Here is a 13,368-nt window from a genome sequence, read left to right as displayed (position 1 = left end):
AATTAATTCTTAATCTACAGAAGAATAGCATAAGAACCTTTCTCGGAGATATCCATGTAATCAAGTCCGACAGCCTCACACTCACGTTTTAATTTTTCCCGATAACTTTCACTTAACGATCCATCAAGTATAACCCGACCAATATGAAATAGCGAAACAATATCGTTTAAGGAACCTTTGAATCCGCGGCAGATATATACATAATCGACAGATAAAGGATGATGTGTCTGCTGATTTTTCCATTTACCATCATCTAAAAGAGCCACACATATATGTTTTACTTTATATATATGTGAGACAGCAAACAATTCGTTTATCTGCCTGTCATGTTTGGTATATATACCAGCTCGTGTCAGGTATAGATAATCTTCCGTATCCTTTATGGAATTGACGACAAAACTGACAAGGAGTACGTTCAAACAGAGTAAGAAAACAATCAATCCGCGAGCACGACGATTGATCCAATATTGCCACAATGCCAACAACAAAACTGACAGCAAAACCGCCTGCCAGCCAGAAATATAGACAGATGTAATCTGAGCCCCCGACCAATGCTGTATCTGTTCCATAGCTCCATTTAGTATCCGTACAGCGATATCCACTCCCTGTGCTACAAAGTTTCCTATCCAAGGAGTATATACGGAAAGCAACAACGCCAAAAGTGTAATTGACAAGATACAAATGGAAAGCGGAGCAACAACCAGATTGGCCAGCAGGAAGTATGCCGGAAATGCGCCGAAATAGTAAAGAACAAACGGTAAGGTTCCAAGCTGGGCAGCCATTGAAAGTGACAGAATATTCCAAATATATTTCACGATCTTGCTGCGGGGATGAAGCAGACGGCTGAGTAAAGGATAAAACAAAAGAATGGAAAATACTGCAACAAAGGAAAGCTGAAAACTAATATCGAACAAATACATCGGCTGGTAAAGCAACATCAGAAAGGCTGCTAATGAAAGTGCAGAAAAGCCAGAGAAACGTTCTTCGGAAACAACTGAGGCCAGTGTATAAATCGTAAACATGGTTACAGCCCTCACAACCGAAGCACTCAGCCCTGCAAGAAAAGCAAATCCCCACAACATGAGAACAAGGCTGACTCCCATAATCCATCTTCCGCCTCGCACATACCGTAAAGGATAGAGCAACCAAGAAAAAATCATTGTAAGAATGCCGATATGAAGCCCGGAAAGAGCCAGTATATGACTGGCTCCTGCTGCACTGTATGTAGCCTTCAAATCTTGGGTCAATTCAGCCTTGTCGCCTACAGTAAGAGCCGATACCACGGCAAGAACATTTTCGCTCAGTCCCCAGGAACGATATATAGCAACCACTTGTTCCCGAAGCAATAAAGCACGTTGAGTAAATGTCGGATTACCTGCCTGTGAAAGTTTTTTCCAATGTCCGGCATAAGCAATCGCTGTTCCACTAATTCCCTGTATTTCCAAATAGCGTCCATAATCGAAACCTGAAAAATCGACATCGGAAGCAGGTTTACGTATCCGTGAGAAGAAACAAATACGATCGCCACACTTTAATGACTGGACTGAATCAGGCATCCAGTAAAGCATAATTTCTCGATTTACCTGTTTCCATTCATGCGAAAGAGTATCTTTCAAGTGTTCCACACTTACCGTTGCCTGTATAGTCTTTCCCTTACGATGAGGAATATCTGTTACGGTTCCTATATAAACAGATTCTGCTGACGGCCACTGATAATCTACCTTATCGCAAGCTATAATATACAAGATTCCTCCTAAAAGCATAAAACTACCTGCTGCAGATAAACCAAAGACAAAACGACGGGAATAAGAATTTATGTGATAAGACAACAGACAAAGGAGAACTGAGAGAACAAATAAAAAGAGAAGTGCAGGCACCCATTCGTCCGTTGCCTGCAACAAATAGGATAAAAAAATTCCGGTTGCCAGTACAACCGACAACCGGAAGAGAGGATAAAATGTGAAACGAGAACTCACAAACTTGTTATTTTAGACTTTTCAAACGGTGAATCATATCCTCCATATCTGGAGCTTTAAACACGGCATTGCCCGCAACCAGTACGTCGGCACCCGCTTTTACCAACTCAGCACCTGTTTCCAGGTTCACTCCACCGTCTACTTCTATCAAAGCATCCGAACCCGTACGTTCTATTAATTCGCGCAACTCACGCACCTTCGTCAATGTATGTGGAATAAATTTCTGACCTCCAAACCCCGGATTTACGCTCATCAACAAGACCATATCTACGTCGCCAATAATATCAGCAAGCATCGATACCGGTGTAGACGGATTCAAGGTTACCCCAGCCTGCATACCCGCATCCTTAATCTGTTGTACGACACGATGCAAATGTGTACATGCTTCATAGTGTACATTCATCATCATCGTACCCAGTTCTTTCACTTCACGAATAAACTTCTCAGGCTGTACAATCATCAAATGTACATCGAGCGGCTTTTCACTCAATTCAGCTACATATTTTAATACTGGAAATCCGAAGGAGATATTCGGTACAAATACTCCATCCATAATATCAATATGCAACCAGTCGGCCTCACTACGGTTTACCTTAATAATGTCATCTTTCAAATTTCCGAAATCGGCAGACAAAAGGGAAGGTGATATTTTTAATTCATTTTTCATATTACAAACGTGTCATTCCAAAAACAAAGGTAAGTATTTTTATGGAATATCAACTACAATGAATGTAAAAACAGTCTTTTTCACTTAATGCTGAAACGTAATCCAAACTGAAGATTAAAATTGAACGGATGTTCTTTACGTATTGTTTCCACCTGACTGCCGTCGTCAAAGTAATAGGCAATACCAGGTTCGGCATACAATCCGATATTTTTCGTAAAATTAACCTGAACGCCTGCCGCAGCCGATAATGACCATTGCAAAGGATCTACAGTTAATGAATTATGCTCCATATCACGATTGGAAGTACCATTTACATATACAACATCTACACTTCCTGATACACATTTCTCGACCATTCCTCCCGCTGAGGCATAAAATGAGAACCAACGGTTATCCCATATAGCCCGGTGCACCTTCAACGGAATGCCTATATAGTGCAATTTCTGTTCTTCTTCCAGATAGGAGCCCGATCCCGAATGCAATTCGGATGAAAGCATCGTATAGTTCAAGCCCGACTCTATTGCCCATGCTTCAGTTATATGCCACTTTACAGAAGCTCCAACCGTAACAGGCATCTTATGATGTACATTGGTGGTAGCGCTGCGATCACGGTTATTAAACAGTACCTGACTGTAAGCTGTCTGATGATCGTCTTCCGATACAGCAGCCATATTAATAGGGCTGGCATATAATGAACGAGTGTTCAGACGACTCATACCTTCAAACGAACGAGATGAAGCATACGGTGTATTTCCAGCAGACAATCCAACCGACCATTTACGGTTCCTATCAGTTTTTATAGAAGCCAGCATTTCTTGATTTCGCTGTAACTGACGGCGATCTGCTTCCAACGTACGATAAGCACGGTTATGTTGTTCTGAGTCATCGTGACCTACTACAGTACGTTGAGTATTTTCCTCTTCCTTATTCTCTTCCCCAATGCTTTCCCGTTCGCCTTCCGGTAATATTTCTTCACTCGTTTCTTCAATTGTCCCTCCTATCGCCTCTTTTCTTTCATCCAACACTGGAACTGTAGCAGCCAGTACCGGACGAGAAGCCGTCAAAGGTTGTTCTTCTTCCGGTAATTCTGAAAGAATATCTGTTGCCGCGTGTTGCTGTTGCCCAAGCTCTTCAGCCAACGATTGCTTATCACGCACGTAATCGGCTGTAGAAGAATTTATAAACCAGAACGTCAGCGACGAAACAGCTATAACCGCTACAGCGGCAGCCGCAGCAACAAAGCGGCGTGTCCTCCACATCGGAATGACGCGTGGTGCAGACAATTCCTCCTCCAATCTTCCCCACAAATCATCAGGAAGCGGTTCAGAATAATCCTCCAGCTTATTTCGAAGGTTTTCTACCCATTTATCATTCTCTTTCATCTTAGTTCCTTTTTTCTATATTCATTTATTTTCTTTATCAATAAACTCTTGGCACGGTAAAATTGTGATGATGAAGTATGTTCTGTTATCCCAAGCAATGAAGCAATTTCCTTGTGGCTCTTATTTTCGAAAACATACAAATTAAATACGGTACGATAGCCCTCAGGAAGTTCTGATATAAATTTCATCAAAACCGAACGAGGTATATCATTTACATCACTATCGTCGGTATCAGGAACATCGGGAATATCCGTCATCAAGACTTCCTGCTGTACTTGTGCGCTTTTTTTTCTTAAGTATCCTAATGCTTCATTTACCATCACTCGCGAAAGCCAAGCCTTGAGTGAGCCTTCTCCTTGATAAGTAAACTGCTTTATTGACTGAAAAATCCGAAGGAATCCATCATGCAAGACATCTTCCGCCGTTTCACGATCTCCAATATAACGAAGACATATAGCCATCAGCGCTCCACCATAACGCTCATACAGCGTGCGGCGCGCCTGCATATCTCCCCGTTGACACAGTAACGACAATTCTTCCTCCGATATATCAGCTTTCATCTGCATTTTACTATGAAATGTAACAAAGGCAAAAATACTGCACATCTTGGAGAATAAAATTCCACTTAAAGTGTTTTTAACAATCAGGCATGCAGTAAAAAGTTATTTTATACATTCTATATATGAAATAAAACAAGAATAATAACCATGAAAAGAAAAAGATATTTTTACCACCTTATTGGAATATTATTTTGTTGTACTCTCTTCTCGGCTTGCCTGAATGACAACGAGCCTGAAATAGTATACTCCACTCTTGGAACCGTAAATGCCGATGGAAAAGACATAAAGATAGAATCGGACTCATACGGATTACTGATACCTATCAACCCTGGATTTATTACTTCAACTCAAACAGATTCTACCGGACAAAGAGTACTGACTGTATTCCAATATGCGGGAAGTGCAACAGAAAATGAATCGAACAGCACGTCGGTCGAATTGATCCGAGTAAATAAAGTTCTAACCAAAAAGGCTGACGATTTGCGACAAGCAGGATCAGCAGATATTTATGGTAACGATCCGATTCAAATAACCGCTTCCTCACTCAGTTCAAAACACTTGAATATTCAATACGAATATTATGGCAGCACAAACATCAGTCATCGAATCAGTCTTGTACTCAATGCTGATACACAATTAGATGAAAACGGATTATTACAAGTAGAATTCAGGCACAATAATGAAGGAGATACTTACACAGAGCACCTTTGGGGAATTGTTTCATACACACTCGAAAGTATTCCTGATTACAATACCCAATGTAAAGGATTTAAAATCATTTATAATAGTGGAGCAAACAAACGTGCAGAATGGGTAGTAAAGTCAAACTCACAAGGGACACAGACAGAAGAAAATCCCTCACAAACGATAGAATCTTGTTGTTTCTAAGTTTATATCTCATACCATTCAGCAACAGCCTTTATCCTCTTCCAGGCTGTTCTGAATGGTATTTTATTATTTAACGCATGCTCCTTCTGCATGACGATACCCACGAAGGAAATCTTGTACATTCATACGTTTTTTACCAGCCAGTTGCAACGAAAGGACATTTACATATCCATCTGTTGATGCTATCTTGAAATAAGTTTTACCATCAGTTACGATGCTTCCCGGTGTCAATGAATGTTCACAGAATTGCTTTTCTGTATCGTATATTTTCAACATTACAGGAGCAAGTCCCTCCTGACAAAGCTCCGTCCACGCTGCCGGATAAGGAGAAAGACCACGCACAAAATCATATACCCGTTTCACTCCTTTCATCCAGTCTATACGACATGTTTCCTTAAATATTTTCGGAGCCGGACGAAGTTCTTCCACTTTTGCAAGTTCATCTTGGGGAGTCGTCTTTACATTGCCTTCCAATATTGCATCAACTGTTTTCAATACCAAATCACCTCCCAAATGCATCAAACGGTCGTAAACCATTTCCACATTATCCGTATCAGCAATAGGAACACGTACCTGATCGATAATCTCCCCTGTATCGATTTCATGCTTCAGGAAAAAGGTCGTAATACCAGTTTCCGTATCTCCATTTATCACAGCCCAGTTAATCGGGGCCGCTCCACGATATTGAGGCAATAGAGAAGCATGTAAATTAAATGTTCCCAAACGAGGCATGTTCCATACAACTTCCGGCAACATACGGAATGCTACCACAATCTGTAAATCGGCATGCAATCCCCGGAGTTCGGCTATAAAATCTTCATTTTTCAATTTTTCAGGCTGGAGAACCTTCAATCCCTGTGAAACTGCATATTGTTTTACGGGACTCGGCTGTAAGACACTACCATGACGCCCCATTGGTTTATCAGGCATCGTAATTACGCCAACGATATTATATCCTCCCTCTACCAGCCTTTTCAAGCTTTCCACAGCAAACTCGGGAGTACCCATATATACAATTCTCAAGTCTTTTTTATCCATAATATTCTGCTTTTTTTATTCCGCTGAAATATCTACCAGTACCTGACGATAGGTATTCAGCATCTTCGATTTAGACACAAAGCCAATATATTTATTATCTTCATCCACCACAGGCAAGTTCCATGCACCGGTCGTATCGAACTTTTTCATCACTACCTCCATCGAATCAGTATTGATAATAGGAGCTGTAGGAGGCTTCATGAAACTTTCTACTCGAAAGCGATGATATAATTCCTGACGGAATATAATGTTACGAATATCATCCAACACAACAATACCTATCAGCCTATCATTGGCATCGACTACCGGAAAAAGATTACGACTGGACTGCGAAATACGTTTTACCATCTCACCTAAATCCATATCCGGACGAACTTTCAGAAAATCGGTTTCAACGATACTTTCCATATTCATCAAAGTAAGAACTGCTTTATCCTTATGGTGAGTAATCAGTTCTCCTTTCTTTGCCAAACGCATTGAATAAATACTATGAGGCTCGAATACGATTATAGTCAGATACGCGCAAACCGAAACAATCATCAAGGGCAGGAAGAGATCATAACCACCGGTCAGTTCAGCTATCAGGAAAATGCCTGTCAAAGGAGCATGCATGACTCCAGACATCAAACCAGCCATTCCCATCAAAGCGAAGTTCTTCTCCGGAATATAAGTATTGCCTATATGAAACTCATTACAGACATATGAAAAGACGAAACCAGCAATACATCCCAAGAACAGACTCGGAGCAAAGATACCACCACAACCACCTCCACCATTGGTAGCACTTGATGCAAAAACCTTAAACAGAATTATGAGCACCAAATACACTACCAGCAAATTGGCATGACCATAAAAGAATGAATTATTCATCACCGTATTCCAATCAGCAGCAGTTTCTCCATTCAGCAACAGACTGATTGTATCGTATCCTTCACCATACAACGGTGGAAAAAGAAAGATCAAGATACTCAGCATTGCACCACCGATAACGAATTTTACATACGGATTGGAATAACGCCGGAATATGTTCTCTATCCAGTTCATGGAACGAGTAAAATACCAGGCAACCAGTCCACAAAATATACCTAATCCAATGGCATAGGGTATACGCTCCAGGGAAAAAGGATAATCAAGATGAAACTGGAACATAGCCTCCGTACCTAACAATAAATAAGATACAGAAGCAGCTGTTACACTCGTAATCAACAATGGAAGAAGCGAAGCCATTGTCAGATCAATCATTAGCACTTCCAAAGTAAATACCAGCCCGGCTATAGGAGCCTTGAAGATTCCAGAAACAGCTCCGGCAGCACCGCATCCCACAAGTAGCATTAGCGTCTTATGATCCATACGGAAAATACTACCTAAATTAGAACCGATAGCCGAACCTGTCAATACGATAGGTGCTTCTGCTCCGACAGAACCACCACATCCAATTGTTATGGCAGAAGCACAAACAGACGACCAGATATTATGCCGCTTGATACGACTTTGTTTACGTGATATGGCATACAGAATTTTAGTCACACCATGACTGATATCATCACGTACCACTTTCCGAATAAACAGACTGGTAATAAAAATACCTGCAACCGGATAAACCAGATACAACCAGTTAGCACCCATCGGGTCAAAATTCTCCGTCAGGAACTCCTTTATATATTCTACCAGGAACTTCAGCACATAAGCAGCTAATGCTGTAAAAATACCTACGAGAAAACTTAATATCAGGACAAACTGTTTATTCGTGATATGTTTTTCCCGCCATTGGATGAAACGCTGAAGCAAATCAAATTTGTCTTGCGATGTTTTCATCAACTATGTATTTTATTCTCTTATGACTTTCACTACTCCTCCTTCACCCAACTTAATGATGCTGGATGGTTTGGGATGGCCTGTTTCTTCACGGCGGAAATCGACTATATAATCTACAGCATTCTTTATTTCTTCAGTTATTTCGCTGAATACGGCAGGTGCAGGCTGTCCGCTAATATTAGCCGATGTTGAAACGATTGCCTTACGGAAGCGGAAACAAAGTTCCTTTGAGAATGCCTCACTTGTCACACGTATTCCGACACTACCGTCCTCAGCCAGCAGATTAGGAGCCAAATTACGTGCGCCATCATAAATAATTGTAAGGGGCTTAGTTGTCATTTCTATCAGATCCCATGCTATAGGAGGTACATTACGAACATAAAAATCTACTTTCACCGGGCTGTCGACAAGTACCAGCATCGCCTTACTATCAGCTCTTCGCTTAATTTCGTACACACGTTTTACAGCCTCTTCATTGGTCGCATCACAACCTATTCCCCACACTGTATCGGTGGGATAAAGTATTACGCCACCTTTCTGCATGACTTCACATGCCTTTTTAATTTCATCTTTCATCATAATGAACGTTCTCGCTAGTTTATTCAAAGCATCACAAAAGTACAAATGATTTTTATGATAGCCCAAAAAACTTTCATTAAATTTGCATGAAAGAGTGTTATACCGACATGAGTACCAACCGCAAAATCATACACATAGACATGGATGCATTTTATGCATCTATCGAGCAGCGCGATAACCCGGAGCTGAGAGGAAAGCCTATAGCCGTAGGTCATGCCGAGAAACGTGGTGTAGTTGCAACAGCAAGCTACGAAGCGCGCAAATACGGGGTACGTTCTGCCATGTCGTCTGTCAAGGCACAAAAACTCTGCCCGCAACTGATCTTTGTACCGGGCAGAATGGAAGTATATAAACAGGTATCGGCACAAATCCACGACATTTTCCATGAATACACCGACATTATCGAACCGATATCACTGGACGAAGCCTTCCTCGATGTAACGGAAAACAAAAAAGGAATTGAACTGGCCGTAGACATTGCACGCGAAATCAAGCAGCGTATCCGGGAAGAGTTGCATCTGATTGCCTCCGCTGGAGTATCGTACAACAAGTTTCTGGCCAAAATAGCATCCGACCTGCGCAAACCCGACGGACTATGCACCATACACCCCGACCAGGCCGAAGAATTTATTGCCGGACTGCCGATAGAGGCTTTCTGGGGCATCGGGCCGGTCACAGCCCAGAAGATGCACACATTAGGTATCTATAATGGAACAACACTGCGCAACTGTTCTTTGGACATGCTGACAAGGCAATTCGGAAAGGCAGGAAAAATATATTATGATTTTGCACGAGGAATAGACCTACGCCCCGTAGAAGCCGTACGAATACGCAAATCCATCGGATGCGAACACACATTGGAAAAAGACATTACACTGAAGTCGTCAGTGATTATCGAGCTTTATCACGTAGCCTGCGAATTGGCAGAACGATTAAAAGCAAAGAATTTCCGCGGCAGTACACTTACCCTGAAAGTAAAATTCTACGATTTCACACAAATTACTCGCAGCATAAGCGTAAATACGCAATTGCATACTTTACAAGATATCTTACCGTTAGCAAAACAATTGTTGTCAGGAGTGAATTTTGAAAAACGTCCAATTCGTTTATTAGGACTCTCCGTATCCAACCCCAAAGAGGATATTTCTAATACAACGAACTCAAATATAACGGCATACATACAACTAAGCTTAAACTTTAAAGATTAGCAATCGCCATTACATTTTCAGCTTACACAGAAAAAAAATCTGAAGTTTTTTACTACCAATGCATTGCTAATATTAGCAATCTTATGAAGATAATGATATCCATTTATATTAATATTTTATTTTATGTTTAATCTTTCTTAATAGAAAGTCGTATATACGAAAGTTTTTTCGTATTTTTGTAGCCAAATTCGGTGTATAATAATGAGACAATTAAAGATTACCAAAAGTATCACTAACCGAGAGAGCGCTTCTCTTGACAAGTATTTGCAGGAAATCGGTCGTGAGGACCTGATTACCGTCGAAGAAGAAGTAGAACTCGCTCAGCGTATTCGTAAGGGAGACCGTGCTGCTTTAGAGAAACTAACACGTGCTAACCTGCGATTCGTAGTATCAGTAGCCAAACAGTACCAAAATCAGGGCTTGAGCCTTCCGGACTTGATCAACGAAGGAAACTTAGGCTTGATCAAGGCAGCAGAGAAGTTTGACGAAACTCGTGGTTTCAAATTTATCAGCTACGCTGTATGGTGGATCCGCCAGTCTATTCTTCAGGCTTTGGCAGAACAATCTCGAATCGTACGTTTGCCATTGAATCAGGTAGGTTCACTGAACAAAATCAGTAAGGCATTCTCTAAATTCGAACAAGAAAACGAACGACGCCCTTCTCCGGAAGAACTTGCCGATGAGCTTGAAATTCCGGTAGATAAAATTTCGGATACGCTGAAAGTTTCAGGACGCCACATTTCTGTAGATGCTCCTTTCGTAGAAGGAGAAGACAACAGCTTGCTGGATGTTCTTGTAAACGACGACTCCCCTATGGCGGATCGTTCCTTGGTTAATGAATCACTTTCGAGGGAAATCGACAGAGCACTTTCTACGCTAACCGAAAGAGAGAAGGATATTATCCAGATGTTTTTCGGTATTAACACGCAGGAAATGACGTTGGAGGAAATCGGCGACAAATTCGGACTCACTCGTGAGCGCGTACGCCAGATTAAAGAAAAAGCCATCAGACGATTAAGACAAAATTCTCGTAGTAAGTTGCTCAAATCTTATTTAGGGTAATAAGATAAGGATCGTTTCCGAAAAAAACAGGATGCAACAGTGGGCAGCGCGCCACACTATTGCATCTTTTGTTTTTCTAAACAATGCGTTTTTCTTTGTTAATTTTCCTCATTCCTTTTTCGTATATGAGTGTAATTGTCTATTTTTGTGACCAAAACTATTAAATTATGAAATATTTCAAATTATTTTGCCTGATACTTATTGCATCAGTGGTTCTTCCTGCACTGGCAAAAGCACCGAAAGACAAACATAAGTATGGTGTATACATCACAGGAGTTTCAGCATCATTTTCCGACTCATTAGTTTACTTTACAAATATCCAATATGTAGACAGTGCTGCTGTTGATGAAAAAGGATTACTTTCCGGACGTGCAGAATACAGCATGCAACTGAAAGATTATCTGGAATCAAATAAAAAATTGAAAAACCGTACTTGCTTTGTTTATTATAACCGAAAGAAAAAGAACCTACAGAAGGAAATAAGCAAATTAAAACAAAAATATCAGAAAAATAAAAGTATCGTAGTACTTGATGTAGATCCTGAGTTCACATTTAAGAAAGCCGAATTATATTAATTACGCATGAAGAAAGTCTTGCTATATCTCATTTCGATACTGGCTTTAAACGCCGTTCCGATGAGATTCCCGAATACCACGAATCTGCGCGTGCCAAGCGTGTAGTACTTGCTTATTTAATAGCCAATAATAATCTCGACAACTATATCATGGACAATGTACAATGGATGTACGAAAGTTTGTCTACAGCACAAGATACCTGCACACTTGTTGTCTATTATAAACCATATGCAAGTAACAAATATCTGGATACTGCTGAAATTTTGGAATTTCAGACTGACGGATATGGAAAGATAAATGGTCAGGAGATATTAAAAGGGACTTCTCTCACCAAAGAAAATATCATAGCACAGGCTAAGCATCATCAAGCCTTACTTGGCATTGCAACCAATCCTTCCATCATGAAAGAAAATTTACGTATGATGCAGGACATAGCTCCGGCTCAATCTTACGGGTTAATTTTCGGATCTCATGCCAGTGGCTGGCTTCCCTCTCCTAATGCAGCAAACACCCGCTCGTTTGGTTGGGACGGTATACAAAGCAATACCATTGATATTCCAGAACTTGCAAGTACATTGGAACAGAGTTTTCCTTCCGGTAATCTTGAATTTACGTTATTCGATGCGTGTATGATGGGTACAGCGGAAGTTTTTTACGAATTACGTAACGCAACTCACTATTGCGTAGCTTCTGTAATGGAAACTCCTGTCGCAGGTTTTCCTTACGATCGTTTCTTCATCAATCTCTATGATGACTCTATCGATTATGCAGAAATATGCAACGAAACAGCTCAATATAATAGAGAAAATAATTGGTGGGGAACATATGCCGCGGTAGATTGTACAGCAATGGGAAATATGGCACAAGCCATACAGACAGAACTCACCAGTCACCAGTCGGAATTACAGACTATCGACTATACACAGGTTCAGCAATATGGCTATGGAGATTACAAAAATTTTTCATTTGATGTAATCGATTTCATTTCACAACTGAACGGAGGTAATATTCCAGCATCGATACAGAGCAGTATCGACCAAGCTGTGATCGCCAAAGACTGTCTGGATAGAAAAGAATATCCACTCATGACCTTGAAAATTGATCCAGACCGCTTCTGTGGTATGGGTATGTATCTTCCGGGTAAGAATATCAACTATACGTGGGACAGATACTGTCAGTCATCCATCGCATGGTATAATGCTGCCGGATGGAATGAACTTCAGCCATAATCAATTCACTTCTTTAGTGCTGCAATTATAATTGCAGCATCATTGCAGGAAGAGGACTACTACATTGTACTATAAGTTGTAAAACTTTCGCTTATTATTAGTTTTATCATAAAATGGACAGTAGGCTGTTTGTCTTCTGTCATGATTTCAGATACCAATGCAGCAGCACAATGCCTTGCCATAAAGATTCCTTTTTCTGCAAGCTCCTCAATTGTCTGAATAATCTTTTATAGATTTCCTCTAAAGTGTGTCCACAAAATTTACATTTATTTGGCTTTTTTGGACTAATTTGATTACTTTTGCATCAACATTATAACACTAAAATTATACTCAATTTCATACCCTACTGTACCCAAAAAGAGCCGGATATGTTGCTTTTGCTAAAATAA

At 40.6% G+C, this 13,368-nt stretch carries 12 protein-coding genes; 5 read left to right on the top strand and 7 right to left on the bottom strand.

Annotated elements, in window-relative coordinates; translation table 11 throughout:
• Nucleotides 1–14 precede the first annotated feature (14 nt).
• The 4 genes from WKT12_RS09280 to WKT12_RS09265 all read right to left on the bottom strand — a co-directional run bounded on the left by WKT12_RS09280 (nucleotide 15) and on the right by WKT12_RS09265 (nucleotide 4,573).
• Nucleotides 15–1,976, bottom strand: a complete 1,962-nt coding sequence (locus tag WKT12_RS09280; RefSeq protein ID WP_340319502.1) for a ComEC/Rec2 family competence protein — start codon at nucleotides 1,974–1,976, stop codon at nucleotides 15–17.
• A gap of 7 nt (nucleotides 1,977–1,983) precedes the next feature.
• A complete protein-coding gene (gene rpe / locus WKT12_RS09275) occupies nucleotides 1,984–2,643 on the bottom strand; it encodes a ribulose-phosphate 3-epimerase (RefSeq protein ID WP_340319501.1) in 660 nt (219 codons plus the stop codon).
• Nucleotides 2,644–2,723: 80 nt separating this feature from the next.
• Complete coding sequence (locus WKT12_RS09270; protein ID WP_340319500.1) at nucleotides 2,724–4,025, bottom strand: outer membrane beta-barrel protein; 1,302 nt, start codon at nucleotides 4,023–4,025, stop codon at nucleotides 2,724–2,726.
• The gene (locus WKT12_RS09265; protein WP_340319508.1) at nucleotides 4,022–4,573 is read right to left on the bottom strand and encodes an RNA polymerase sigma factor; all 552 of its coding nucleotides are present in this window, start codon (nucleotides 4,571–4,573) and stop codon (nucleotides 4,022–4,024) included. The genes WKT12_RS09270 and WKT12_RS09265 overlap by 4 nt, the downstream gene beginning before the upstream one ends.
• A gap of 159 nt (nucleotides 4,574–4,732) precedes the next feature.
• Between WKT12_RS09265 and WKT12_RS09260 the strand changes: the two genes are divergently transcribed.
• Entirely contained in the window at nucleotides 4,733–5,473 is a 741-nt protein-coding gene (locus WKT12_RS09260) for a NigD1/NigD2 family lipoprotein (RefSeq protein ID WP_021971292.1), read from the top strand.
• 66 nt (nucleotides 5,474–5,539) lie between these two features.
• Here WKT12_RS09260 and fmt read toward each other — a convergent pair whose 3' ends face one another.
• Genes fmt through WKT12_RS09245 form a run of 3 tightly spaced genes read right to left on the bottom strand, consistent with a single transcriptional unit; the run spans nucleotide 5,540 to nucleotide 8,902 of the window.
• Nucleotides 5,540–6,511, bottom strand: coding sequence for a methionyl-tRNA formyltransferase (gene fmt / locus WKT12_RS09255; RefSeq protein WP_340319499.1), 972 nt, complete (start codon nucleotides 6,509–6,511; stop codon nucleotides 5,540–5,542).
• A gap of 15 nt (nucleotides 6,512–6,526) precedes the next feature.
• Nucleotides 6,527–8,326, bottom strand: a complete 1,800-nt coding sequence (locus WKT12_RS09250) for a chloride channel protein (RefSeq protein WP_021971290.1) — start codon at nucleotides 8,324–8,326, stop codon at nucleotides 6,527–6,529.
• 12 nt (nucleotides 8,327–8,338) lie between these two features.
• Nucleotides 8,339–8,902 (bottom strand): L-threonylcarbamoyladenylate synthase, encoded by a 564-nt coding sequence (locus WKT12_RS09245; protein WP_340319507.1) that lies wholly within the window; start codon nucleotides 8,900–8,902, stop codon nucleotides 8,339–8,341.
• Between the two features lie 110 nt (nucleotides 8,903–9,012).
• Between WKT12_RS09245 and dinB the strand changes: the two genes are divergently transcribed.
• The 4 genes from dinB to WKT12_RS09225 all read left to right on the top strand — a co-directional run bounded on the left by dinB (nucleotide 9,013) and on the right by WKT12_RS09225 (nucleotide 12,979).
• Nucleotides 9,013–10,113, top strand: a complete 1,101-nt coding sequence (dinB, locus tag WKT12_RS09240; RefSeq protein WP_340319506.1) for a DNA polymerase IV — start codon at nucleotides 9,013–9,015, stop codon at nucleotides 10,111–10,113.
• 201 nt (nucleotides 10,114–10,314) lie between these two features.
• A complete protein-coding gene (locus tag WKT12_RS09235) occupies nucleotides 10,315–11,175 on the top strand; it encodes a sigma-70 family RNA polymerase sigma factor (RefSeq protein WP_021971286.1) in 861 nt (286 codons plus the stop codon).
• Between the two features lie 167 nt (nucleotides 11,176–11,342).
• Nucleotides 11,343–11,750: a hypothetical protein gene (locus tag WKT12_RS09230; protein ID WP_021971285.1), complete on the top strand. Its 408-nt coding sequence runs from the start codon at nucleotides 11,343–11,345 to the stop codon at nucleotides 11,748–11,750.
• Nucleotides 11,741–12,979, top strand: coding sequence for a clostripain-related cysteine peptidase (locus tag WKT12_RS09225; protein ID WP_340319505.1), 1,239 nt, complete (start codon nucleotides 11,741–11,743; stop codon nucleotides 12,977–12,979). The genes WKT12_RS09230 and WKT12_RS09225 overlap by 10 nt, the downstream gene beginning before the upstream one ends.
• Nucleotides 12,980–13,368 lie beyond the last annotated feature (389 nt).

The sequence above is a fragment of the Phocaeicola sp. HCN-6420 genome (assembly GCF_037890145.1).
Classification (GTDB): Bacteria; Bacteroidota; Bacteroidia; order Bacteroidales; family Bacteroidaceae; genus Phocaeicola.
Note: the sequence above shows the minus strand (reverse complement) of the source record. Positions and strands in the feature narration are given on the sequence as shown.